General features: G+C 38.7%; 14 protein-coding genes. 9 read left to right on the top strand and 5 right to left on the bottom strand.

Going from position 1 to position 26332, the window contains the following annotated elements:
• Positions 1-77 precede the first annotated feature (77 nt).
• Positions 78-4745, bottom strand: a complete 4668-nt coding sequence (locus tag V7K32_RS11860; RefSeq protein WP_334993341.1) for a GAF domain-containing protein — start codon at positions 4743-4745, stop codon at positions 78-80.
• Positions 4746-5002: 257 nt separating this feature from the next.
• Between V7K32_RS11860 and V7K32_RS11855 the strand changes: the two genes are divergently transcribed.
• The 4 genes from V7K32_RS11855 (at position 5003) to V7K32_RS11840 (ending at position 9706) form a co-directional block, all read left to right on the top strand.
• Positions 5003-5326, top strand: a complete 324-nt coding sequence (locus V7K32_RS11855) for a YnfA family protein (RefSeq protein WP_334993339.1) — start codon at positions 5003-5005, stop codon at positions 5324-5326.
• A 500-nt stretch (positions 5327-5826) separates the two neighbouring features.
• Entirely contained in the window at positions 5827-7209 is a 1383-nt protein-coding gene (locus tag V7K32_RS11850) for an ammonium transporter (RefSeq protein ID WP_442938727.1), read from the top strand.
• A 336-nt stretch (positions 7210-7545) separates the two neighbouring features.
• Positions 7546-8379 carry an SGNH/GDSL hydrolase family protein gene (locus tag V7K32_RS11845; RefSeq protein WP_334993335.1) on the top strand — a complete coding sequence of 278 codons (834 nt, stop codon included), beginning with the start codon at positions 7546-7548 and terminating at the stop codon, positions 8377-8379.
• Between the two features lie 118 nt (positions 8380-8497).
• On the top strand, positions 8498-9706 hold the full coding sequence (locus V7K32_RS11840; protein WP_334993333.1) for a 4-hydroxy-3-methylbut-2-enyl diphosphate reductase: 1209 nt from the start codon (positions 8498-8500) through the stop codon (positions 9704-9706).
• Between the two features lie 127 nt (positions 9707-9833).
• Here V7K32_RS11840 and V7K32_RS11835 read toward each other — a convergent pair whose 3' ends face one another.
• Together V7K32_RS11835 and V7K32_RS11830 are read right to left on the bottom strand one after the other, a co-directional pair.
• Positions 9834-11003, bottom strand: coding sequence for a trypsin-like peptidase domain-containing protein (locus V7K32_RS11835; RefSeq protein WP_334993331.1), 1170 nt, complete (start codon positions 11001-11003; stop codon positions 9834-9836).
• Between the two features lie 248 nt (positions 11004-11251).
• Positions 11252-14884: a serine protease gene (locus tag V7K32_RS11830; RefSeq protein WP_334993330.1), complete on the bottom strand. Its 3633-nt coding sequence runs from the start codon at positions 14882-14884 to the stop codon at positions 11252-11254.
• Positions 14885-15041: 157 nt separating this feature from the next.
• Here V7K32_RS11830 and V7K32_RS11825 point away from each other — a divergent pair, with 157 nt between their 5' ends.
• Together V7K32_RS11825 and V7K32_RS11820 are read left to right on the top strand one after the other, a co-directional pair.
• On the top strand, positions 15042-15281 hold the full coding sequence (locus tag V7K32_RS11825; RefSeq protein ID WP_334993328.1) for a hypothetical protein: 240 nt from the start codon (positions 15042-15044) through the stop codon (positions 15279-15281).
• Positions 15278-15736 (top strand): HNH endonuclease, encoded by a 459-nt coding sequence (locus tag V7K32_RS11820; RefSeq protein WP_334993326.1) that lies wholly within the window; start codon positions 15278-15280, stop codon positions 15734-15736. The genes V7K32_RS11825 and V7K32_RS11820 overlap by 4 nt, the downstream gene beginning before the upstream one ends.
• A 29-nt stretch (positions 15737-15765) precedes the next feature.
• Here the strand turns inward: V7K32_RS11820 and V7K32_RS11815 are convergent, their stop codons facing one another.
• A complete protein-coding gene (locus tag V7K32_RS11815) occupies positions 15766-19320 on the bottom strand; it encodes a tetratricopeptide repeat protein (RefSeq protein WP_334993324.1) in 3555 nt (1184 codons plus the stop codon).
• Positions 19321-19911: 591 nt separating this feature from the next.
• Complete coding sequence (locus V7K32_RS11810; protein WP_334993322.1) at positions 19912-20457, bottom strand: COP23 domain-containing protein; 546 nt, start codon at positions 20455-20457, stop codon at positions 19912-19914.
• A gap of 608 nt (positions 20458-21065) precedes the next feature.
• Here V7K32_RS11810 and V7K32_RS11805 point away from each other — a divergent pair.
• The 3 genes from V7K32_RS11805 (at position 21066) to V7K32_RS11795 (ending at position 26197) form a co-directional block, all read left to right on the top strand.
• Complete coding sequence (locus tag V7K32_RS11805; RefSeq protein WP_334993320.1) at positions 21066-21818, top strand: AAA-like domain-containing protein; 753 nt, start codon at positions 21066-21068, stop codon at positions 21816-21818.
• 131 nt (positions 21819-21949) lie between these two features.
• The gene (locus V7K32_RS11800; protein WP_334993389.1) at positions 21950-22546 is read left to right on the top strand and encodes an AAA-like domain-containing protein; all 597 of its coding nucleotides are present in this window, start codon (positions 21950-21952) and stop codon (positions 22544-22546) included.
• 189 nt (positions 22547-22735) lie between these two features.
• Positions 22736-26197, top strand: a complete 3462-nt coding sequence (locus tag V7K32_RS11795; RefSeq protein ID WP_334993319.1) for an AAA-like domain-containing protein — start codon at positions 22736-22738, stop codon at positions 26195-26197.
• Positions 26198-26332 lie beyond the last annotated feature (135 nt).

The raw sequence follows: 26332 nt of genomic DNA, 5'->3' as shown, positions 1-26332 counted from the left end.
GCAATAATGATAAATCGCCAAATGCTGGCAGTATCAGCTACTATATCAGCTAAAGTTGCTGGAGATGTATAAAGATTTTAGGTGCGATTTGTTAGTTGGTTTATGATTAAAAAGTCTTGAATGCGGTTGAGAAATTGTTCTAATTCTGAGACTGAGTTATTCATACCTCTACGCTCTTGATAGTAAGCCAATTTTTCTAGTTTATCAGCTGTTTGGTACATAGCTGTGGCTCCAATGTTGGCACTAGCACCTTTAAGGTGATGAGCTTCTCGCGCAATTTGCCCAAAGTCATGAGATGCGATCGCTGCTTTAATTATTTCTAAACGGGGTTTAATATCTTCAACGCATAATTCTAATAGATTTAACTCAAATTCTGTGTCATTTCCCGATATCCGATGCAAGTGTTCCCAATCAATGGCTAGGTCAGGCGAAACTGTCTGCTCATACACAATTGCCTCTTGTTTTGAGAGGATCACACCTGTCCAATGCTCTAAAGTTGCAGCCAATTTTTCTTTAAATACAGGCTTACTCAGATAGTCATCCATTCCGGCATTGAGGCACATTTCTTTGTCTTCTTTCATCGCATTAGCGGTCATCGCAATCACCACAGGACGACGACGTAGAGGAAAAGTATGCTCTTGCCAACGATGAATTTCTTTTGTGGTTTCCAAACCGTCAAGAATTGGCATTTGGCAATCCATTAAAATCAAATCGTAAGGAACTTTTTCTAATAGCTGCAAAACTTCCTTTCCATTGGCAACGACATCGGCTTTATAGCCCAAATTCTGGAGTTGTTTGAGAGCTACTTTTTGATTCACCAAATTATCTTCAGCTAGCAGAATTTTTAACTTAGATTTAGTAGCATTAGGATAAGAGGAAGTAAGAATGCCTGAATCTGTACTCTGGTTTTTTTCAGTTAGGCAAAGCCTTGAGCCTTTAGCCCCTTGTTCTGATTCCGCCTGAGTTTCTAAAATATTCATAATGGCATCGAGGAGTCGTGATGGCTTAATGGGTTTGACCAAATAAGCAGCAAATCCGATTTTGAGCGCCTGCTGCACTTCATCGCGTTGATTAGTAGAGGTGAGCATAATCAAAGGTATTTCAGCAATTGCAGAATTGGCTTTAATTTGTTCTTCTATTGCCATATCATTTTTTATATCAACCAAGGCGATATCATAAGATTTCCTCTGTTCATAAGCTGACTGAATAACTTTGAGGGCAGTAGCGATACTGTCAGCTTGATCTATCTGCATTCCCCAATGAGTAGCTTGATGGGAGATAATTTTGTAATTAGTAGCCTTGTTATCCACCAATAACAAGCGGCGATTGCTTAAAAGCCCGCGTTCGCTCTTAGCGTTGGCAAAGCCATCGCATTTTGGCAAAACAGGCTCAACTTGCTTCATAAACAGCACCTCAAACCAAAACTTAGATCCTTTCCCCATCTGACTTTCTACTCCAATTACTCCTCCCATTAAGGTCACCAGTTGTTTACAGATAGCTAATCCCAAACCGGTACCACCATACTTGCGAGTGGTCGAAGCATCCACTTGGGTAAATGGCATAAAGAGTTTGCGTTGATCTTCAGGGCTAATGCCAAGACCTGTATCTGTAATGGCAAAATGAATCGTGGCTGTAGTAGAGGAAAGCGAACGTAATTCGGCTTGCACTAATACTTCGCCAGCGCTGGTGAACTTGATAGCGTTGCTGATTAAATTCATGAGAATTTGCCGCAGCCTACCAGTATCTCCTTTGAGGTAGGTGGGGACGTTATGCTCAATCAGTGCAGCAATTTCTAATCCCTTGTTATGGGCTGAGGGAGCCAATAATTCCACCACTTCTTCCACACAAGTGGATAGGTCAAAATCTAGAGTTTCGAGAGCCATCTCTCCAGCCTCAAGTTTGGAAAGATCCAAAATCTCGTTGATTAAACTTAAAAGAGCGTCTCCACTACTACGAATTGTTTCAATAAAATCTCGCTGTTCTGGGTCTAAGGAAGTATCTAACACCAAACTGGTCATCCCCAATACAGCATTCATCGGAGTACGAATTTCATGACTGATATTTGCCAAAAAGGCGCTTTTAGCTTGAGAAGCTAATTCGGCTTGGCGACGGGCAATTTCAAGTTCTTGTCGCTGACGAGTTTCTGCTGCTAATAATTGGGCTTGGGCTAAAGCAACGCCTACTTGGTCGGCTATTTGCCGCAAAAGATAAGTTTCAAAGCTAGACCAGTGGTGAGAATCATCACACTGATGAACTATCAGCAAACCGCGAACTTCTTGTTTAACAAGAATGGGTACAACCAAATTGACTTTGACCCCAAACTGTTGCATTAATTCCAGATGGCTTTGTTCAAATTCTGGCAGATCCAAGTTAGCTAGTCCTAAAATCTGTCCTTGACGGTACTGTTGTAAATAGTATTGTTGTAGATATTCTGATTGTAAGTATAGGTTGGTAATGTTTTGTTCTTTGATTGGTGGTAAGCCAGAAACAACTGCTTCAGTAACTGTGGTTGCAAACTGATCTGGCGAAAGCTGATAGATTAAAACTCGGTCAGTCTGGAGAATCTTTTGTACCTCCTCGACAGTGATTTGGAGAATTTCTTCGATTTGCAAAGTCTGGCGAATCTTGAAGGCGATTTCGGTAAATAGTTGCGATCGCAAGTTTTGGCGTTGTATTTCTTCTTCAGCCTGTTTACGCTGAATAAATTGCCCTACTTGCTCACCGATAGAATTCATCGTTGTTACCAAATCTGGGTCAGGCGGCTGGATTTCACGGTTAAAGCAGGTAATGACACCAAGGATTTTGTTACCACTGCGGATCGGAAAACCAAAAGCTGCCTTTAGTCCTGCTTGAGCAGCAATTTGGAAGAGAGGGAAATTAATACCTTTAACGATATCAGCGATCCAAACAGGTTCACAACTAGCCCAAACCCGACCAGGTAGGCCAATTCCTGGCATAAAGGTGGTTTGCCGCTTCAGTGCTTCAAACTCTTGCACGTCAAGAGATGCTTTATGCCACATATCGAGAAAACGCAGCACATTTGCTTGTCGATCGACCATCCAAATTTCACCCAAATCCCATCCCAAACTCTCACAGATTCCTTGCAAGATTTGGCTAGTAGCTTCGCCCATCGTGGCAGACTCTGCTAAGACGCGGGTTGCAGCATATTGTGCAGTTAGATGTCGTTGGGCGCGTTTGCCATCAGTGATGTCAATGCCACTACAAACAATGTATTCTATTGATCCCTCATAGTCTTTTAAGAAGTTGTTCGACCAAGTAATCAGCCGCCGACTCCCATCCTTCATTACCCAATAATTTTCGTAATCATTCAAGACTTTACCAGTTCGCATCTGCTCAAAAACTGCTTTGGCCGGCTCGACTTGTTCAGGAATTAAGAACAAGTTCCAGAAATACCTACCTCTGACCTCATCGAGGGAGTGACCTGTTATTTGCTCACAAGCTTGATTGAAACGAATAATTTGCCCTTGAGAATCGAGAACCATTACTAAAGCGTTGGCTGTATCAAGGACTGCTGAGATAAAGTTGCGTTCTTGGTTTAAGGCTTCTTCTGCTCTTTTGCGCTCAATGGCCTCACGATAGATCAAGTAGTAGACTACGGCAAGGACAATAAAACTCAAGCAGATGGCGATCGCAAGTGTCAGAATTGTGTTGTGAGTAGTGGCTTTTTTTGCTTGTAACTGCTGTTGGAGTCGTTCCTTTTGCTCGTTTTCCATCTCATTGATTGCCTTGCGGATATAATCCATGAGATTTTGTTGATCGTTTCTCACTAGTACTTGCAATGCCGCCTCTAATCCCTTGTTTTGGCGCAAATCAATAGTCTGTTTTAGTTGAGTAAATTTAGCCGTTATTAGAAATTCAAGCGTTGCAATTTGCTTTTGTTGATTCGGTTGATCTGCTGTCAAACTCTTTAGGTTGGCAATTTCTTGATCGACGTTAGCAAGTGCTGCTTCATAAGGTTTGAGATAAATTTGTTTTCCAGTGAAAATGTAACTACTTTGTCCAGTCTCAGCATCCTTTATCTGGTACTGTAGTTTTTCTAAATTTTCGATTGTTATATACGTATTTTTTATTATACTGCGGTTATTAGTAGATCCTCTTGTATTTTGATAAGAAACCACGCCAATCAGAACTAAAATGGCGGACGCTAAACCAAAACCTGCTGCAATTTTTTTGAAAAATTGCTTGCCTACCCTCTGCACCTGTTTGCCTTTTTTAGTCATAAGTACCAAATTTGCTAAATTTCGGCGTAATTCCAGTTGCTTGATGACTTGACGACCTAAGCTTCGTAATGCCTCCACTTGTTCTGGATTCAGTTCTCGTGGTACGTAGTCAATCACACATAGGGTTCCTAGTGCATATCCCTCAGGATTAGTCAGAGGTACACCAGCATAAAACCGAATATTTGGGTCAGATGTTACCAGTGGGTTGGAGGCGAACCTTTCGTCATCTGTTGCATCAGGCACAATAAAAACATCAGGCTGTAGAATAGCATGAGCACAGAATGCCAAATCTCGATGTGTTTCTAAGGCATCCAAACCGACTTTTGACTTGAACCACTGACGGTTTGTATCAACTAAGCTAATTAAGGCAATAGGAGTCTGACAAATATACGAGGCTAAACGGGTGAGATCGTCAAAAGCGGCTTCAGATGGCGTGTCGAGAATCTTATACTCCAAAAGCGTCTCGATTCTCTCTGCTTCGTTATCAGTTAATGGTGCTTTCATCCTTATTCTGGGGATTAGGGACTGGGGATTGGGGATGGGGACTGGGGGGATTAGGGATTGGGGGATTGGGGGATTAGGGGTTATTAAAAAAGAAGTCCTTATTTTGTTTCTTCCCATTCCTTAGTACCCAGTACATAGTCACTAGTCCCCAGTCCCTAGTACCCAGTTCAACAAACTTACTTTAATTAATGACAACACTTTAGTTAAAAGCGTTAGCGTAATTTCACTGAGTTCGAGCTTATTAAAGAATCTGTTAAATGATTAAGTCCCTAGTGTATTTTTTGTGGGCTGGTTTATTTGAAATCGGCGGCGGTTACCTAGTCTGGTTGTGGTTGCGCGAAGGTAAGCCTTTGTGGTGGGGTATATTGGGTGGAATCGCTTTAGCTTTCTATGGGATTATTGCAACTCTCCAATCGGCAAATTTTGGCAGAGTGTATGCGGCTTACGGTGGCGTGTTTATCGCAATGGCAATGCTTTGGGGTTGGAAGGTAGACGGAGTAACTCCAGACCGCTACGACTTAATCGGAGCATGTTTAGCTTTGGTGGGTGTTTTAATTATCATGTTTGCACCTAGAAGCTAAGTAAAATTTCTATATTATTTTTTACCAATAACTTTTATACAGATAATAACCTCATCCAAAAGTGCAAAGGTTTTTTAGCACCTAACCTGTAAAAAAAGCATCTGGATATCTAGACCTTGCGTAAGATATAAAAATAGATAATCTTAACATATATTTGGCTAAATTCTCTGGTAAGACTTCTGATAATTTACGGATCGCAAGTATCTTGATTTGTAACATTAGGTAACTAAAAATTTGGAATTTTCTAGCGCTTGAATAAAATGCTATTCTTCAAAAAAAAGATGCAATTAAATGATTAGAATTACATACATCCTTATTCCCATGCTGGCAACTACAAACAGGATTATATTTATTTTTGTTAACATTTCCAGAAAATTAAGGTTAAGTAACATTCAACACAAAAATGTGTAACTAAAAGTAATCAAATGTCGTTAAGTATACAAATCATTGGTGGTTAGGAAGAAAAAGAAGTGGTAAAGAAAGTTGTGATGATTGGGGCTATGACCCTACTGTTTTTAGGAGGACCGCTGATGGGCAATGCTTTTGCCCAAACACCAGCTGCTGCTCCAGCTACTGCTGATACTGGAGATACGGCATTTATGCTGATTTCAGCAGCACTGGTGCTGCTAATGACACCAGGATTGGCATTCTTTTATGGTGGATTTGTGCGATCGCGCAATATCCTAAACACATTGATGATGAGCTTTGTGTTGATGGCGATCGTAGGAGTTACCTGGATTTTGTGGGGTTATAGTCTTTCTTTTGCACCAGGGTTGCCATTCATTGGTGGATTGCAATGGTTCGGGTTGAATGGTGTCGGGCTAGAAATAACCAATTATCTTAAAGGGTCAAATCCGGTAGAAGTTGTTTCTTATGCGGGAACGATACCCCACCAGGCATTCATGATCTACCAAGCCATGTTTGCGATTATCACCCCAGCCTTAATTTCTGGAGCGATCGTTGAGCGGATGAGTTTCCGCGCCTATTCGCTGTTTGTGCTACTGTGGTCAACCTTTGTTTACGCCCCTCTAGCCCACATGGTATGGGCGAAAGGTGGATTTTTAGGTTTGGCTGGTGGATTGGGTGCCCTCGACTTTGCAGGTGGTACTGTAGTTCACATTAGTTCTGGCGTTTCAGCGTTAGTAGCTGCGATCGTCCTTGGGCCTCGGAAAACCCATCCCGATCGTCTAAGCCCGCCGCACAATGTCCCCTTCATTTTGCTGGGTGCTGCCTTGCTATGGTTTGGCTGGTTCGGCTTCAACGCTGGCAGTGCTTTATCTGTTGCTAGTGGAACTTCTGGTAACTTAACAACAAATGTAGCAACAACAGCCTTTGTTGCCACCAATACGGCGGCAGCGGCGGCGGCTTTAATGTGGCTGATTTTGGAAGCAGTTTTACGGGGGAAACCGACAGCCGTAGGAGCGGCTACAGGAGCCGTTGCTGGCTTAGTTGGCATCACTCCCGCCGCCGGATTTGTCACACCTCTATCAGCGATTTTAATTGGTTTCATCACTGCCTTTGTTTGCTTCTATGCTGTGAGTTTCAAGCACAAGCTAGAAATTGACGATGCTTTAGATACCTTTCCCGTGCATGGTGTTGGTGGTACAGTGGGGGCTATTTTAACGGCCGTCTTTGCCACGACTCAAGTCAACGGCGGAGGTAAAGACGGGGTACTACGCGGTAATTTTGGTGAATTGGGAATTGAACTAGTAGCAATTGCCGTTGCTTATGCGATCGCAGGTGTTGGTACGTGGATTATTCTCAAGGTTATCGATGCTACAGTCGGGCTGCGAGTGAAAGAGGAAGCGGAATATCAAGGTTTGGATATCAACGAACACGGTGAAGAAGCTTACAACTCCGAGTTTGGCGATCGTCCTACTTAGTTAGTAGGGAGTTAGGAGTTAGGAGTTAGGGACTGACAAATAAAAAAATGTTCCAAAACTGACGCAAAAACTCTCTCTATTTCTTCTCTCTGCGTTCTCTGTGCGGCAGTCGCTCATGGGGGAAACCCCCAAGACCGCGCTGCCTTGTCTGAAGTGGTTCCTTTATTGGAATAATTTATTTCTTGTCAGTCCCTTAGGAGTTAGGAGTTAGGAGTTAGGAGTTAGGAGTTAGGAGTTAGGAGTTAGGAGTTCTTCCCATTCCCCAATTTTAAATTGTGTAATTTGCGATCGCTAGCGTTAAAATTTGATTCAAATAATTGGTAAATTTCGCTAGTCGTGTCTACATCTTTTAAAACCTTCCCTATCTGGGCATTTTTCTCACTCTTAACCAACGGCATCCTAATGTTGGCGGTCATCCTGCTAATTTGGCAACAGCAGAGATTGTCCGCTTTTTTTGGGATAGTAACATCCCCAGAGGCAATCAGCCCTAACAACTCATCCGAAATTGCTACACCTGATTTAGGTCGTCGTCACCAACTCACTTACCAGCAGTGGGTAGACATCCTTATGCAAGAAGCCAAGGTAGCCGCAGACCAACGTTCCCCGCATTTAAGCATCTTGGTGGGAGATTCTTTGAGTTTGTGGTTTCCGCCTGAGTTATTACCCGAAGGTAAAAATTGGCTCAATCAAGGAATTTCTGGCGAAACCAGTAATGGACTCTTGAAAAGATTGGAGATATTTGACCGCACCCAGCCAGAGGTGATTTTTGTGATGATTGGCATTAATGACCTAATTCGAGGGGTGAGCGACAGGGTAATTTTAGATAATCAGCGGCAAATTATCAATTACCTACGAAAGACGCATCCCACAGCGCAAATTGTTGTCCAATCAATTTTGCCACATGGGGCAGAGGAAGCAACCTGGAAAGGACGAGAGAAACTTTTGGCTGTTGCCAATAGTCGCATTCGTGAGTTAAATCAGCAACTGCAAAATATTTGTCACAAAAAAGGTGTCAAATACCTTGATTTACATCCCCTGTTTACCAACAAACAAGGTAATCTCCGCCGCGAATTTACTAGTGATGGCTTACACTTAAGTCCTGAAGGCTATATAGTTTGGCGTTCTGCATTGCAGATTTATGGCGAGATCGAATTAAAACCCCAGCGTTAACGTCCTGACGGGGAAAAGGTTAAACGACAAAAAGAAGTAATATCTTTGAATACAACTCTGTATAAATCGCGTCTGGGCGCGAGAAAATAAAAAATAGTGGTTTAAGTAGACAAATCTAATGGATACAAAAGCTTTTAAGCGCAGCCTGCAACATTCCGAAAATTACAATCGTAAGGGCTTTGGTCATCAAGCAGAAGTTGCCACCCAGTTGCAATCTGAATATCAGAGTAACTTGATTCAAGAAATTCGCGATCGCAATTACACTCTACAACGGGGTGATGTGACAATCCGACTAGCACAAGCTTTTGGCTTTTGCTGGGGTGTAGAACGCGCTGTGGCAATGGCCTACGAAACCCGTCAGCACTTTCCTACAGAACACATCTGGATTACTAACGAGATTATCCACAACCCTTCTGTAAATCAGCGAATGCAGGAGATGGAAGTAGAATTTATTCCCATTCAAGGTAAGAATAAAAACTTTTCTGTTGTTGGAACTGGTGATGTAGTCATATTACCCGCTTTTGGGGCTAGCGTTCAAGAAATGCAGATACTTCACGAGAAAGGCTGCAAAATTGTTGATACAACTTGTCCTTGGGTATCTAAAGTTTGGAATACAGTAGAAAAGCACAAAAAAATCGATTGTACATCAATAATTCACGGTAAATATAAGCACGAAGAAACAGTTGCTACTAGTTCTTTTGCTGGCAAGTATTTAATTGTATTGAATTTACAAGAAGCAGAATATGTTGCTAACTATATTATCAATGGTGGGAACCGGGAAGAATTTCTGACAAAATTTGCTAAAGCTTGTTCAGCAGGATTTGACCCCGATCAAGATTTAGCAAGAGTTGGCATTGCTAACCAAACTACCATGCTGAAAGGCGAAACTGAGCAAATCGGCAAGCTTTTTGAGCGGACTATGTTACAGAAGTATAGCCCCACCGAGTTAAATCAGCATTTCCAAAGCTTTAATACTATCTGTGATGCAACCCAAGAACGACAAGATGCCATGTTGGAGTTAGTAGAACATAATTTAGATTTAATGGTAGTAATTGGTGGGTTTAATTCATCGAATACTACTCAATTGCAACAAATTGCTTTTGAGCGAGGAATTCCTTCTTATCATATTGATACTGTTGAACGGATTAAATCAGCAGATTCTATAGAACATCGGCAATTAAATGAGCAGTTAATAACTACAGAAAACTGGTTACCAGATGGAGAAATTGTTGTGGGAATTACTTCTGGTGCTTCTACGCCAGATAAGGTAGTAGAAGATGTGATTGAGAAAATTTTTGCAATGAAAGCAACAGTAGCAGTAGTTTAAATTTTAGGGGGTGTATAGCAACCTAATTAAACATAAAATACTCAGGAGATAGAACCCCAACTTCTCAAACAAGTCGGGGTTCTGAGTATGTTTATTTATACCCAATACTTCACCAACTAAAAATAAATTACTGCTGAGATATCGTTGCACGTAAACTGTAACTACCAGATTCTCCTGCTTCAAAAGTGTTAGCCAACAGATAATAGACACCATTTTCTGGTAAAGTCACAGTTAATCGAGAATTAAAATCCTTTGGCGAAATGTCGTCATTTTGTGATATAAGTCGTTCTTTAGCAGGAAGCAGCAAGTATAAGTGAGAGTCTATTTGCTGACTATTCATCTCAATAGTTATCTGTTGACCTGCTTTACCTTCAAACACATAAGTGTGAAAATAGCTATTATTTGGTAAAGTGCGATCGCCATTTTTCAGATCCGCTTGTAAAACTTGACCATTCAAAGGTAAATCCGTATCTTTACTATTATTAGGTTCTTTACGTCCACTTGCTAACTGAGCATTACCTTGTTCTACAGCTACCAAAAAAGGCTGGATTAATTCTGTAGGAATTGCAAAACTAATGCCAATAAATCTTTTCAATTTGGGATCGATATCAGTATCATTAAAAATTGCACTGTTGACACCAATTACTTGCCCATTAGAGTTGAGCAGTGGGCCTCCAGAATTGCCGGGATTAACAGCAGCATCATGTTGAATTAAGCCCAATTTTTTATCAATGCGGCTGATAATACCATAGGTTAAAGTATTTTGCAATTCCAGACTCAGGGGGGTACCAATAGCATAGACAGATTGACCTACTTGTGCTGATCCGGGAGTAGCTAAACGCAGGTAGGGTAGATTTTTTTGATTGCGAATCTTCAGTGCAGCTAAATCTAAACCTCCAGATGCAAAACCAACCACATCAGCTAAAACTTGTGTACCATCAGCCAGTACTATTGCAACAGTTTTAGAACTATCTTCGACAACGTGAGCATTAGTTAAAACTAAACCATCTGGACTCACAATAAAACCACTACCATGTCCGAAACCAGTAGCGATCGCAACTACAGATTGACTAGCTTTTTGGTATAGTTTAATCCGGTTTTGTTCTTCAGAATTTTCTGCTACAAGAATACTTGATTTGATTTCTTTAGTATTCTCACCTGGTAAATTATGCTCAAATATTTGAGGGTTTTTAGCCATTCCAGGTAGTTGGCAACCAAATAAACTACCAACACAAATTCCCCCAATCACAGTTGTCAAAACTGCTGAAGTTCCGATTGTTAAAAATTTTCTGTTCATTTTCCAACCATCCTTAATAAATCAAATAACCTTAGTAACAAGACAAATCCGCGTGAAGTATACTTAAAAGACTGCTTTCAGAAATTGTTCCTTTCGGACTCTTGCTTGCGTTTTGGCATGAGACATCAAATTCAACTGATAAGCATCTTATTCTGAATCACCAAATCAACTCAGAATTTGAGAATAAATTCTTCAATATCTGATAAAGCACTATTTAGGTGAAGTTTTTCTCAACATCACAACCTCTGCTACTGCTTGATAAAAGCCTGAATACTAGGAGTAGCCAAGAGTTTTTCTGCCTCAGCAACCAAGCGTGTCCCCCAAAGATTTTGTTTGAGAACGTCAATATCAGCAAAGCTTTTATCTATACGCAAGGCGGCTTGTGCCATATTTAGAGCCTTTTGTTGCTCACCTTTGGCATATAAAGCAACTGCGATCGCCATTTGTGGTTCTGCTACACTACCATTAATCTGAACTGCTTTTTCCCATTGCCCAATTGCTCCTTCTACATCTCCATTTTCATATTTGATATAGCCAATATTGATGATAGCTGGTGCTAATTTTCCATCTTTAGCGATCGCTTGATTATAATCTGCTAGTGCGGCGCGATCGCTTCCTTCTTTCTGGTAGATAACACCCCGCCCAAAGTATGCGTTAGCATTATCAGGCTGAAGTTTAATAGCCTGATTATAATCTGCTAGTGCTGCTTGATAATCTTTTAATTGAATATAAACCTCGCCCCGTTGTAAATAAACCAGAGCATTGTTTGGCTGAATTTTTAGCACCTGATTATAATCAGAAATCGCACCCTGATAATCCTTCAACAGAAAACGGCTAACGCCTCTATAAGAGTATGTATCGATATTGTTTGGCTGAATTTTTAACGCTTGATTATAATCGGAAATTGCACCCTGATAATCCTTAAATTGAGCGCGAATAGTACCCCGAATTACGTAGGTTGCTGCATAGAGTTCTGGATCTTCTGGGTGAAGTTCAATACCTTTATTATAATCTATCAGCGCCTCCTGAAGGTTATTTAAAGTCTTGTGAACACTACCGCGTAAGAGATAAGCTTTAGCATTATCAGGTTGGAGTTTAATTGCTTGATTCGCATCAGCTAGCGCCCCCTTAAGGTCATTTAAAATGAAACTAAATGTACCCCGACGAAAGTAACTTTCTGCATCATTAGGTTCGAGTTCGATGGCTTTGGTATAGTCAGCCATCGCCCCTTGATTATCTTTTAATTTTCTACGAAACTCACCACGAACCCTGTAGACTAAACTTAATATTTCAACAGGTGGATCAAGTTTAATCGCTTGATTGAAATCTGCCAATGCTCCCTGAGAATCTTTCAATTTATCCCGTACATGACCCCTATTCGCGTAAGCAGCGGCATTGTTAGGATCAAGTTTAATTGCTTGATTCAAATCAGAGAGCGCTCCCTGATTATCTTTTAAAGAAAAGCGTACAGTGGCTCTTTCAAAATAGGTTTCATCATTATCAGGTTCCAGTTTAATAGCTCGATTATAATCAAGTAGCGCTCCTTGATTATCTTCCAAACCCATAGAGCGAACAAAACCTCTATACTTATAGCCTGTTGCATCTTCAGGGTCGATTTTAATTGCTTGATTGGAATCAGCTAGCGCCCCCTGATAATCTTTTAATCCAAAGCGAGCGCGACCTCGGTAAGAATAATTTTCTCCGTGGTAAGGTTGAAGTTTAATCATTTCATTTGCATCAGCTAGTGCCTCATGATAATCACGTAGTATATAGTGCACAACGTACTTCATGCGATAGGCGCTAATATCATCAAATTGAAGTTTAATCGCTTGATTTGCATCAGCTATTGCTCCCTGATAATCTTTTAACCGAATGCGGATAAAACTCCGCCAACTGTAGTAATTGTACAGAGGTTTTATCTGAATAGCTTTATTTACTGCTTCTAGTGCTTCTGGGTAGCGTTTCAAGTCATCTAGTCTCCGACTGCGTTCTAAATAATAGTTGACATTGCCATCGTTATATTCAATTGCTTTATCAATTGCTGCTAGCGACTCTGAATATTTTTTTAACTCTAACAAAATGTCATGTTTTAATGACCAACTTTCATCATTATCTGATTTAATTTTGATTGCTTGTTCAATAGCTGTTAATGCTTCTGGATTTTTGTCCTGAGAATATAGTGCTAGACTAAGTGCATAATAAGCTTGATAAAAATGTGGTTTGAGCTTAATTGCTTCTTGCAAGGCTCCCACTTCTTCTGAATATTTATTTAATCGCCACAGTTGATTACCATAATTCAGCCATTCATATTCACTATCATTCTGTGATGGTTTTTGAACAGCAAATAAAGGATGATTTTTCAGTGAATTAATTTCCGCTTCTGTAAGTTTTGCAGGTGCTTGAGTACCTACTTTAATCAGTTCTGGCTTTAAACCAGATTTCGGGGCTAAATTTAAAATGCTATCGCTTGGTACTCCTAAACCTAATCCTAGTTCAATCTGACCACTTGTTTTTCCTTCACTACCCGTGTTGATTCCAATTACTTGTCCTGTTGCATCTAATACTGCTCCTCCACTCATTCCTGGCTCTGTCAGATTTGAGTAAGTCAAACCGTAGCCGACATCAATCACAAAATCTAAATAATCCAAGCTTTCTGCACGGAATGTTACTGCTTCTTTATTCCAAAGTAAACCTGCTGTCAATTTTCGTTTTCCACCTGTTTTTCCTGGAAATCCAGATACAAATATCCACCTTTGTTTTTTTAAATAATATAGGTTATACTTGGCAATTGTGGCGACTGAATAAGTTTGATTGCTAGTAAATTTTACAATGGCTGCATCTAATCCCTCTGGCTTAACAATATTCTCTGGCTGCACTGCATACCGCTTGCCATCTGGAGTAATAATTTCGTAATTATCTGCATTTTTCACCATATGAGCCGCAGTAGCTACATAGTAAGTTTGTCCTTGTTTAGCAATAATTACTCCTGAACCATTACCGTTATTTTTCGAGTCAATCCGTACAGTAATTTGTTCAGCAATATTATTAACTTTGTCAACGAATGTATTACCTGCCGATGGCTTTTGAGCTTGTTCTTGGTTGCGCCATTCTGGAGGAATAATTGCTAAATTAGGTGCAACTTTTGCTAAACTTTGAATCGGGACTGCAAAACTCAGTTGTCTCAATTGCTGAAGTTTTTCAGCGCTGGGTTTCGTTCCATTTTGATAAAAATAAGCCTCATTTAAAATAGCATTATTCAGTAAGCCATTTATCCCAATTAATTGCCCTGACTGATTTAATAATGCCCCGCCGCTCATTCCTTGTCTAATCTCGTTGGTATAACCAATTTGATAGCCTCCGACTAATGGCTGAGTAGATAACAGAGAGATTTTGCCATTACTGATGACTATTTCTTTGCTATCATCAGGAAAACCAGCAGCAAATACTTCTTGATTTTCTGCTAAATTAGAATTGCTAGCTAAAGGAATGACTTGATATTTTTCTTGAGATTGGAATTGTAAGACAGCTAAATCATTACCTTTTAAAGAATTACCTTGATTGATAACTGTAGCTGTATAGGTTTTCCCGTCCGGTGTTTGGATACGATAGGTTCCTTTATTACTGATAACATGGGCGTTAGTGATGATAGTGTAAGTTTGCCCTTGTTTACTAATTAATACTCCGCTTCCGCCTTTGTTATTACTCAACACTTTGACGGTGACAGCTTGGGCTAATTGACGGATTTGGGTTGGAGATAGGGTATTATTTGCAAGTGCGCGATTAGGTTGATTAGATATTGGCTGAGATGTCGCAATGTAGGCGCTAGGGAGTACTAAAGAAGTACTTAATATAGCGATGATAAACGAATTGAGTTTGTTCATTTTTGTAATTGGATAGCGAATAGCACTAAGATAAACTTAAATCCTTGAGCTAAGGGCTTTTGGATGTCGGGTGTAAAGAGATGTAGAAAAACCAAAGCAAGCAAAATTAACTGTTACAATAAAACTAGTCCTATAAATTAAACGATGCACGCAGTTTATGATAACTCAAATGATGGTTCAACCCTCATTCTGGGTAGAGTCTGGAATCAAAATCAGTAAAGTTAGAAATCTACATTTGTTTAAATTTACTGATGAATTACAGTCTCGACTCGAAGAACTTTCTCTTAAGAGAAAATCTGGATTTATTATCTCAGAGGAAGAAGCTGAGTTGACAGGCATATTGGAACTTGACAGGATTTTTACTTTGCTCAATGCCAGAATTATTGCTGAATCGTGACAATTAATAGTGCTATCAGAAAATTAGTCAGGGAAAGGGCAAAGTTTCTTTGCGAATACTGTCATTCTTTAGAAGAAGCTAGTGCGGCTCAATTTTGTATTGACCATATTCTCCCACGCTCTGTTAATGGTTCAGATGATCTGGATAATTTAGCATTAGCTTGTCAGCGTTGCAATGGATATCGCTATAACTTCACAACTGGCATTGATCGAGATACTGGAGAAATTATCCCATTGTTTCTTCCTCGTAAGCAAAAGTGGTCAGATCATTTTATCTGGTCAGCAGACGGTTTAAAAGTCATTGGCATTACTTCCATAGGAAGGGCTACTTGTAATCGTCTAGACTTCAATGATGAACGTCACAATGAAGGTTCTATTATTAAAGCACGTCGTCTTTGGATGAAGGGTGGTTGGCATCCACCAGATAAAGACCCTCGACAAGAAAGTAAGGTTTAAAGTTAAATTAGTTTGGCTACAAGTACAAACTACTGTTTTGTTCGCAATGCTTGGATAGTAGGATGAGAAAGGAGTTTTTGTGCCTCAGCAACCAAGTGCGTCCCCCAAAGATTTTCTTTGAGAACGTTAACATTAGCAAAGCTTTTATCTAAACGTAAGGCGGACTGTGCCATGTTTAGAGCTTTTTCTTGCTCACCTTTAGCATATAAAGCAACTGCGATCGCCATTTGTGGTTCTGCTAATTTACCATTAATTTGAACTGCTTTTTCCCATTGCTGTATTGCCCCTTCTACATCTCCTTTTTCATATTTGATGTAGCCAATATTGATGATAGGTGCTACTAATTTTCCATCTTTAGCGATCGCTTGATTATAATCTGATAATGCGGCGCGATCGCTTCCTTGTTTCTGATTGATAACACCCCGCCCAAAGTATGCGTTAGCATTATCAGGCTGAAGTTTAATAATTTGACTATAATCTGCTAATGCTGCTTGATAATCTTTCAATTCAAAGTAAGCACTACTCCGCACAACGTAATATAGGGCATCATCAGGTTGAAGTTTAATCGCTTGATTAAAATCTGCTAACGCTGCTTGATTATTTTTTAAATTGAAATAAACATCACCCCGAAAAATATAGTTACTACCATCATCAGGTTGAAGTTTAATCGCTTGACTATAGAGTTTAATCGCTTGATTATAATCTGCTAATGCTGCTTGATTATTTTTTAACTGCGAATAAACTTTACCCCGTGAACTATAGTTACTAGCATCATCAGGTTGAAGTTTAATCGCTTGATTAAAATCTGCTAATGCTGCTTGATTATTTTTTAACTGCGAATAAACTTTACCCCGTGAACGATAGTTACTAGCATCATCAGGTTGAAGTTTAATCGCTTGATTATAATCTGCTAATGCTGCTTGATTATTTTTTAACTGCGAATAAACATCACCCCGTGAACGATAGTTACTAGCATCATCAGGTTGAAGTTTAATCACTTGATTATAATCTGCTAACGCTGCTTGATAATTTTTCAACCGCGAATAAACAATACCCCGTAAACTATAGTTACTAGCATTATCAGGTTGAAGTTTAATCACTTGATTCAAATCTGCTAACGCTGCTTGATAATTTTTTAAATTGAAATAAACATTACCCCGTGACCTATAGCTATCAGCATCATCAGGTTGAAGTTTAATTGCTTGATTCAAATCTGCTAATGCTGCTTGATTATTTTTCAACCCGAAATAAACATCACCCCGTGAACTATAGTTACTAGCATCATCAGGTTGGAGTTTAATCTCTTGACTATAGAGTTTAATGGCTTGATTATAATTTGCTAACGCTGCTTGATAATTTTTTAACTGCGAATAAACATCACCCCGTAAACTATAGTTAATAGCATCATCAGGTTCAAGTTTAATCGCTTGATTCAAATCTGCTAACGCTGCTTGATAATTTTTTAAATTGAAATAAACAATACCCCGTGACCTATAGTTAATAGCATCATCAGGTTGAAGTTTAATCGCTTGATTTGAATCTGCTAACGCTGCTTGATAATTTTTTAACTGCGAATAAAGATTACCCCGTACTAGGTACAAGAAAAATAGGGGTTTCATCTCAATTGCTTTAGTTACCGCCGCTAGAGCTTCCGGGTAGCGTTTTAAATTTCTAAGTGCTATACCGCGTTGTAGATAAAGGTCAACATCGCTACTATTGTATTCAATTGCTTTGTCAATTGCTACTAGTGCCTCTGGGTATTTTTGCAACTCGTTTAGTGTTGAATATTTGGATAGCCAAACTTTATCAGAATCGGGTTTAATTTTGATTGCTTGCTCATAAGCTACTAAGGCTTGTGGATATTTTTCCTGGGCATATTGCGCTAAACCAAGAGCCAAATAAGCTTCATAAAAATTTTGTTTGAGCTTAATTGCTTGTTGCAAAGCTGCCACAGATTCCGGGTATTTCTCTAAACGCCACAGTTGATTGCCATAATTTAGCCAATCGTACTCAGTAGGATTTTGTGAAGGCTTTTGAGCAACGAATAAAGGATGATTTTTTAGTGTATTAATTTCTGTTTCTGTTAGTTTAGGGGGTGCTTGAGTTACTACCTTTAACAGTTCTGGTTTCAATCCAGATTTTTTCAGCAAACCGAAAATGCTATTAATTGGGACTCCTAAACCTAACCCTAGTTCTTCTTTTTCTCCTATTCCATTGGGTTCAATACTTGTATTAATGCCAATTACTTGTCCGATTGCATTTAATACTGCTCCCCCACTCATTCCAGGTTTTGTCAGATTTGTGTAACCCAACTCGTAACCCGCATCAATAATATTATTTAAATAATCTAAGCTTTCTGCATGAATAAATATTGTTCCTCTGCCATAACTACGCAACCCTGCTGTCAGTTTTCTTTTTCCTGCTGCTTCTTGAGGAAATCCAGAGAGAAATATCCACGGTATTTTCCTGTCAGAATATAGGTTATATTTAGCAATTGTGGCAACTGAATAAGTTTGATTGCTGGTAAATTTAACCACTGCTGCGTCTAATCCCTCTGATTTAAATATGTTTGATTGCTGTACTACATACTGCTTGCCATCTGGGGCAATAATTTGATAAGTATCTGGATTTTTTACAACATGAAGTGCAGTGACTACATAGTAAGTATCGCCTTGTTTAGCAATAATTACTCCTGAACCATTCCCACTATTTTGGGAATCAATTCTTACAGTAATCTGTTGAGCAATACTATCAACTTTATCAACGAATGTGTTACCTGCTGGTCTTGTTAGTTGTTGCTGATTGCGCCATTCTGGAGGAATAATTGCTAAATTAGGTGCAACTTTCGCTAAAGTTTGAATGGGGACTGCAAAGCTGAGTTGTCTTAATTGCTGAAGTTGTTCTGCGCTGGGTTTGCTTCCATTTTGATAAAAATAAGCCTCATTTAAAATAGCATTATTTAGTAATCCATTTATCCCAATTAATTGCCCTGACTGATTTAATAATGATCCTCCACTCATCCCTTGTCGAATCTCGTTGGTATAACCAATTTGATAACCTCCAACTAATGGCTGTTTAGATAACAGAGATATTTTGCCATTGGTGACAACTATTTCTTTGCTATCATCAGGAAACCCAGCAGCAAATACTTCTTGATTTTCTGCTAAATTGGAGTTGCTAGCTAAAGGGATGATTTGATACTTTGCTTGAGATTGAAATTGTAAAACAGCTAAATCATTACCTTTTAAAGAATTACCTTGATTGATAACTGTAGCTGTATAGGTTTTACCGTCCGGCGTTTGAATACGGTAGGTTCCTTTATTACTGATAACATGGGCGTTAGTGATGATAGTGTAAGTTTGCCCTTGTTTACTAATTAATACTCCACTTCCGCCTTTGTTATTACTCAATACTTTGACGCTGACAGCTTGGGCTAGTTGACGGATTTGGGTTGGAGATAGGGTATTATTTGCAAGTGCGCGATTAGGTTGATTAGATATTTGGTGTAATGTGACAGCGTAGGCGGTAGGGAGTACTAAAGAAGTACTTAAGATTGCGATGATAAACGAATTGAGTTTGTTCATTTTTGCGGTTGGATTTGGATAAATATATAAAAATGACGAGCAAATAATTGAAACTGACTCATCCCGCCTGGAACTCGAAGTTAGGGACTTCCAACAAATAAATTATCCAATCTTGTGGGGTGGGCGTCTCGCCCGCCCTAATTATGGGCGGACAAGATGTCCACCCCACAAGAAGTAGTTGAGTATTTTTTTATTTGGAAGTCCCTTACAGGCTAATAGCTGTCAACTCAAGTGGACTGAAATTTTTATCTATAGGACTCATATTTGATTTTTTAAATACACGTAGGGTAGGCTATGCAAACCATTACCGAGATATGACCCTACACGTCTTGCAAAAGTCCCTAACACCGCACCCCCCAACCCCTCCCCAAGAATAAGGGGAGGGGAGCATTTGCTTTACTCAAATGCGGGGTGGGGTTCTTATTTATGCAAGAAGTCTCCTACACTTAAGTACGTAATTTTTTCAGAAATCAAACCTGTCTTCGTAACGCACCACAAGCTTGGAATGGTGCGTTACGCTCTATTAACACACCCTACTACTGAGATTTTTTCAAAAACAATTTACGATTCCTATAGTTCAGATACTTGATATTATTTCTTCTCAACAGGTGCTGTTTGCAGAAACTTGTTGATGTCAATTTTGTAGTAGACTGGTTGTTGTTTAGAACTATGTTCAATCGGTTTAGTAGCACGCCCTCTCAGAATCTCTTTGAGGTCATCAAGAATCTGTAGAGGATCATCTTGAGGTCTTAAAGTTAGCAGTGTGGTATCACAAGCAGCATCTACTTCTTTGGCTGTGCAAATTACTGCTTGATTATTGACTATACCGTTGGCGATATAAGCCAGACTTTTATTGTTGTAAGCAGTCTGGAATCGAGACGATACTTGTTCACATCGCTGTTCTGGGGTAACACTCTGATTATTAAACCATCCATATTTCCAACGTACAATGGCAATTTTTCCTCGTGATGTCCAAGCATAAGTAGTGGGAAAGCGGAGATTAGTTGTTTGGTCGTAACCTGAAGCACAGATAAAACGAACTTCATCATCAGCTTTGGCTTGACTCGCTATAGAGGTGATACAAACAGCAGTCAAAGTGCAGCTAGTTAATAGAGAAATGATTGGTTTGAGTTGCATAATTTTTCTCGTTAAATTCTTAAAAAGAAGGATTGTGGAATAATTGCAAATCAGATATCTTCTCAAAACCAGTAGAATTGGTAAAGATAAAAATCTAATTTGATTCTTGAGATTTATTTTAAAATTATATTTACATAAAACTCCATATTTTGATAAAATATTCATCTATTTCAGTCGCACATCTATTGAGGTGAAGTTTTCTTCACCAATGTCAGTGTCTACCAGAAACTTGATAAACTAAAACTTACAACACAATTAACCAAGTAAATATTAAATTTCTTTATGATGGCTAAATATAGCGCTTCTCATTTTGATGCAATACACTCTGACCTCACTTGCATTCTTAGGAGAGTAATACCAATTCTCTGTAAAGCTGCATATTCATTATTTTGACCCCTCCCAACCTCCCCAACGTATTCATAAAAAATTGGTATAACAACTAAATGACTGTAGAATGTGTTACAGGTATTTTCAATATGATTTGTAAGGTAAAAATGACATAAGCGCCCCTAACTGCGAAACAATATGGTGCCTTATGCTAAAGCCGTAATGTACCCTACTTATAATTTATCAGTGTAGTTAAAAATAGATGGAATCTAACTAGAAAGATGCTCATTAGCCAACAAAAGTTTGAAAAAATATACCAGGATGAATTGACTCCTAAACAAAAGAAAGCATTACCATTCTTTTTAGCTGGACAAACAGATGAACAGATAGCCAAACAACTTGGCGCTACCCATCGTTCTACAGCTAGTCATCAATTGAGAAATATATCTACAAAATTTGGCTTTCCTCCTGAAACTGAACCAGATTCTCGTTGTAATTTGATTGAGATGTTTGCTAAATATAAGCCAGAATTAGTTAGTGTTAAAGCTTTAGAAAAATGTGGACATATTATCCAGAATATCCGCTTTCCAGAAGGGATGGAACCACTAAATTCTGCTTTTTATCAAGAACGTTCTCCCACTGAATCTCGCTGTTATACTGCTATTAAAGAACCTGGCGCACTAATTCGGATTAAAGCACCTAAGCAGATGGGTAAAACTTCGCTGTTGAAAAGAATTATTGCTGAAGCAAAGAAAAGTAGTTATAGTACGGTTTATTTGAATTTTAGTTTAATACAAAAAAATAAGTTTACTAACGCTAACGATTTTCTCCGCAGTTTTTATGCTTATGTAATTAATCAATTACCTTCAGCACCTCCGCTAACAGTCTGGGATATTGACACCCCCAGCATGGTTAACTGCACTCTGACATTTCAAAGTTTGCTCAAACAATTGGATGGTGTTTTAGTTCTAGCTTTAGATCCCACATTCCGCACTTCAAAATGTATTATCTATCTTTTCAATAAAAATTCCTAATAATGTTCAAATTATTAAGTATTAATATTGAATACCATTGGCGATTTATGTTGTTGATTTAACCATTTTTTTCCACCTATGGGAAATCTACGCATATTACACGATGAAGTGCGGAAAGTCGGTTAGATGAGATAGATAAATTATTTGAATATCCAGAAATTTATCAGAATTTTTTTCCGATGTTGCGTAATTGGAATGAAAATGCTAATGAATCGGAGATATGGGAAAAATTGCGACTATTAGTAGCACATTCTACGGAAGATTATGGACGTTTAGATATTAATAAATCTCCTTTTAATGTGGGATTACCAATTAAATTGGAAGAGTTTACTGAAGAACAGGTGAAGAGTTTAGCTATCCGACATGGTTTAGATAGTAAAAATATTCTTCCTCTGATGTCTCTAGTGGGGGGACATCCTTATTTGGTGCGGTTAGCACTTTATTATTTGGTATCTCAGGATGCAACTATTGAAGAATTGCTTGAAGAGGCTACTACAGATACAGGGATTTATACTGAGCATTTACGCCGACATTTGGAGATATTTCAAGAAAATCAAGAGTTAGGAAGGGTATTTAAAGAGATAGTGACTAATGCTGAAGGAATTAAAGTAGAGCGTAAAAATCGGCATATTTATCAATTAGATAGTATGGGGATGATTAAATTTAGCAATAATTGTGTGATGCCACGGTGTAGATTGTATCATGAATATTTTGGCGTTCGCTTGTAATTAAATTTAGGTTTATGATATCAAGTTCGGGTAATTAGTTATGATTCCCACAGTCATTGCACCCCACCCCGACAAAGCGTAGCTTTGGCGGGGTGGGCAACTCCTGGTTTAATAAGTAATCAAGCGAACATGATATGAATTGTAAAAAATTTAAACGAACCGCCAAAACTCCAAGGACGCAAAGAGAGAATGGATTTTAATAATTATTATAAAGTCGGTGGTAGTTTAAATGCTAATCATCGCACCTATGTAGTTAGGAAAGCTGATGGACAAATCTTTGAACTGCTGAAGGCTGGGGAGTATTGTTTTGTATTTAACTCGCGTCAGATGGGTAAATCTAGTTTGCGAGTTCAGACAATTAAAAAACTTAGAGGAGTCGGAATTAAATGTGCTTCTATTGATTTAACTATTCTTGGTAGTCATAGTAGCCCAGAAAAATGGTATAAAGGATTTGCTAATCAGTTATTATCGAGTTTTGAAATAGATGATATAGATTTTAATAGCTGGTGGTTACAGCATGACTCTTGGACGGAGATCCAAAAATTAAATTTACTTTTAGAGTCTTTGCTACTAAATAGATTTACTTCTAATATTATCATTTTTATCGATGAAATTGATAGTTTAATCAAAAGCAAGTTTAAAGATGATTTTTTTGCTTTAATTCGCGCTTGTTATAATCTCCGGGCTGAATCTCAAAAATATGAGCGTCTAACTTTTTGTTTGTTAGGGGTAGCGACACCAGGAGATTTGATTCAAGAAAGAGAACGCACGCCGTTTAATATTGGTAGTTCCATAGAATTAACTGGGTTTAGCTTTGCAGAAGCAAAGAAGGCGTTACTTCCAGGGTTGGCGGATAAGGTAGAACATCCAGAGGCGGTATTGCAAGATGTGTTAAATTGGACTGCTGGACAACCGTTTATTACTCAAAAGTTATGCAGTTTAATTGTGCAAGAAAGAGAAAATATTTATCTGAGTGTTAATGAATTAGTGGATAATTATATCATCCAGAATTGGGAAGCTCAAGATGAACCTGAGCATTTAAGAACAATCCGCGATCGCTTGCTAAGAAATGAACAAAAAGCTGGGAGATTACTAGGATTATATCAGCAAGTTTTACACTCAAGCAAGGGAGTTATTATAGATGCTAGTCAAGAGCAAACGGAATTAAGATTATCAGGTTTGGTAGTCAAACAATCCGGCTATTTAAGAGTATATAACTCTATCTATCAAGCAGTTTTTAATCGAAGTTGGCTCAAAGAAGAATTAGATAAACTCCGTCCCTATAGTGAAGCAATTAATAAGTGGTTAAATTCCCAATATGAGCCATCCTGGTTATTGCGAGGTAAAGCTTTAGATGAAGCGTTAGCATGGGCTGCTGGTAAAAGTTTAAGTAATTCAGATTACGAATTTTTACAAGAAAGTCAAAAAGTTGCTACAGAATTACAAATTGAGGTAAATCATAAGTTAGCATCAGCTAGTCAAAAATTAACTAAAGCTAATCTAACTGTTAAACAAAAGTTAGCTGATGCAAATAAAAAAGCAAAATACATAGTTTGGATTGGAGGAAGTATCGCAATTATCCTCATCTTAATAAGTGTGATTTTTGGACAAAATCAATTACACACCGCCAATGAAGCTACAAGACTTACACAAGTTGGCTATAACGCTGCACAGCAATTTCAATCTAAACAACTTGAAGCTTTGCTTTTAGGTATGAAGGCTGGAGAAGATTTAAAATATCTGGTAAAAAATCAGTCTGATTTGGGAGAATATCAAACAACTACTCCCTTGTCTACTTTACTAAATATTTTGATGAATATTCATGAATATAATCAATTTAATAGCGGTAAAACAAGACTCACTAATCTAATTTTCAGTCCTGATGGCAAAATTATTGCTTCTGGTAGTGATGATGGTACTGTTAAATTATGGCATCAGAATGGAACTGCGATCGCTACCCTTATTGGACATAAAAATAAGCTCAGAAGTATTAGTTTTAGCCAGGATAGCAAAATTATTGCTTCTGCTAGCCAAGACGGAACTATTAAACTCTGGCAGCGAAATGGTACTCTGATTAAAACACTCTCTGGACATCATAGTTGGGTAATTAGTGCTACATTTAGTGCCGATAACACTATTGCCTCTGTTAGCAAAGATGGCACTATAAAACTCTGGCAGTTAGATGATACTCTGATTAAAACTATACCACTCAAAAGTAGTGCAGTCACTAGTGCTACCATCAGTAATAATGGCCAAATTATTGCCGTTGGTAACGAAGAAGGAAATATTGAACTATGGAAAAGTGATGGAACTTTCATCACAACTCTTCTTGGGCATAAAGGTTGGGTGACAAGTATTAATTTTAGCCAAGATGGAGAAAATATTGTTTCCGGTAGTGATGACAAAACTATCAAACTTTGGAAAGCGAATGGTACTCTAATTAGAACATTTGAGGGGCATACAGCTAGGATAAATAGTGTCAGTTTCAGCCGTGATGGTAAAACAATTGCTTCTGGGAGTAGTGACCAAACTGTAAAAATCTGGCAATTACATGGTACCCTAATTTATACCTTCGTTGGACATAGTGATTCAGTAGCTAGTGTGAGTTTTAGCGAACATGACAACATCATTGCTTCTGGTAGTGACGATGGAATTGTGAAACTCTGGAAGTTGAACGCAGATATCATGACTACATTAACTGGGCATAAAGGTGCGATAACCAGCCTGAATTTTAGCCGTAATGGAAAAATCATTGCTTCTGGTGGTGACGATGGTACTGTGAAACTATGGCAAAATGGAACTCTCATTGCTAATCTTACAGGACATAAAGGTTGGGTAAATAATATTAGTTTCAGCCCGAATGATAGAACTATTGCGGTTGGTACTGATCAAGGAACCGCTAAACTTTGGAAAGCCAATGGAACTAAAATTTATCCTTTAACTGGACCTAAAGTTGGGGTAACAAGTGTTAGTTTCAGTCCCAATCAAGAAATAATTGCTTTTGGTACTGATCAAGGATATATTAAACTTTGGAAGTGGGACGAAACTCAAATTAAAACCTTCGCTGGGCATGAAAATTGGGTAACAAGTGTTAGTTTCAGCCCCGATGGTAAAATTATTGCTTCTGGTGGCGATGATGGAACTATTAAACTTTGGCAGCTAGATGGCACCTTTATTACTACCCTAACTGGACATACAAAGGGTATTAATAGTATCAGTTTTAGTCCTGATAGCCAAATCATTGCTTCAGGAAGTACAGATCAAACTATCAAACTTTGGAAAAGGGATGGAACTCTTATCACTACTCTGACTGGACATAGTGATTCAGTAAATAGCATCAGTTTCAGCCCCGATGGAGAAATCATTGCTTCTGGAAGCAGAGATAAAACTATTAAACTTTGGAAAAAGGATGGAACTCCCATTACTACCTTGACTGGACATAACGATTCAGTGACAAGCGTCAGTTTCAGCCCTGATGGAAAAATCATTGCCTCTGCTAGTAAAGATGGTAAAGTGATTTTGGGGAGTTTGGATTTAGATGATTTATTAGCACGAGGATGTAAATGGCTCGAAGACTATTTTTTCACTCATCCAGAAGCTCGTAATAGTTTAGATTCATGTAGTAAAAGCCATAGAATAATCGGAGTCTAAAAATCAGGGGTTGTTAAGGATTTCATCTAACGGTTTCACCCGATTAGCGTTAATATCTCCTTTTGCACGCTGGATTAACTGCTTCAATCTACCAGAGTTTACATCTGCTTTGATTTGCTTGTCACAGAAATCATT

The organism is Nostoc sp. (assembly GCF_036917635.1).
Lineage (GTDB): Bacteria > Cyanobacteriota > Cyanobacteriia > Cyanobacteriales > Nostocaceae > Nostoc.
This window is presented reverse-complemented; position numbering and strand designations above follow the sequence as displayed.

Coding starts and splice junctions, on each gene's coding strand:
- V7K32_RS11810 (WP_334993322.1), bottom strand. CDS start 20,457: ATGCAACTCAAACCAATCATTTCTCTATTAACTAGCTGCACTTTGACT.
- V7K32_RS11840 (WP_334993333.1), top strand. CDS start 8,498: ATGGATACAAAAGCTTTTAAGCGCAGCCTGCAACATTCCGAAAATTAC.
- V7K32_RS11830 (WP_334993330.1), bottom strand. CDS start 14,884: ATGAACAAACTCAATTCGTTTATCATCGCTATATTAAGTACTTCTTTA.
- V7K32_RS11860 (WP_334993341.1), bottom strand. CDS start 4,745: ATGAAAGCACCATTAACTGATAACGAAGCAGAGAGAATCGAGACGCTT.
- V7K32_RS11825 (WP_334993328.1), top strand. CDS start 15,042: ATGATAACTCAAATGATGGTTCAACCCTCATTCTGGGTAGAGTCTGGA.
- V7K32_RS11850 (WP_442938727.1), top strand. CDS start 5,827: ATGACCCTACTGTTTTTAGGAGGACCGCTGATGGGCAATGCTTTTGCC.
- V7K32_RS11795 (WP_334993319.1), top strand. CDS start 22,736: ATGGATTTTAATAATTATTATAAAGTCGGTGGTAGTTTAAATGCTAAT.
- V7K32_RS11855 (WP_334993339.1), top strand. CDS start 5,003: ATGATTAAGTCCCTAGTGTATTTTTTGTGGGCTGGTTTATTTGAAATC.
- V7K32_RS11805 (WP_334993320.1), top strand. CDS start 21,066: ATGCTCATTAGCCAACAAAAGTTTGAAAAAATATACCAGGATGAATTG.
- V7K32_RS11815 (WP_334993324.1), bottom strand. CDS start 19,320: ATGAACAAACTCAATTCGTTTATCATCGCAATCTTAAGTACTTCTTTA.
- V7K32_RS11835 (WP_334993331.1), bottom strand. CDS start 11,003: ATGAACAGAAAATTTTTAACAATCGGAACTTCAGCAGTTTTGACAACT.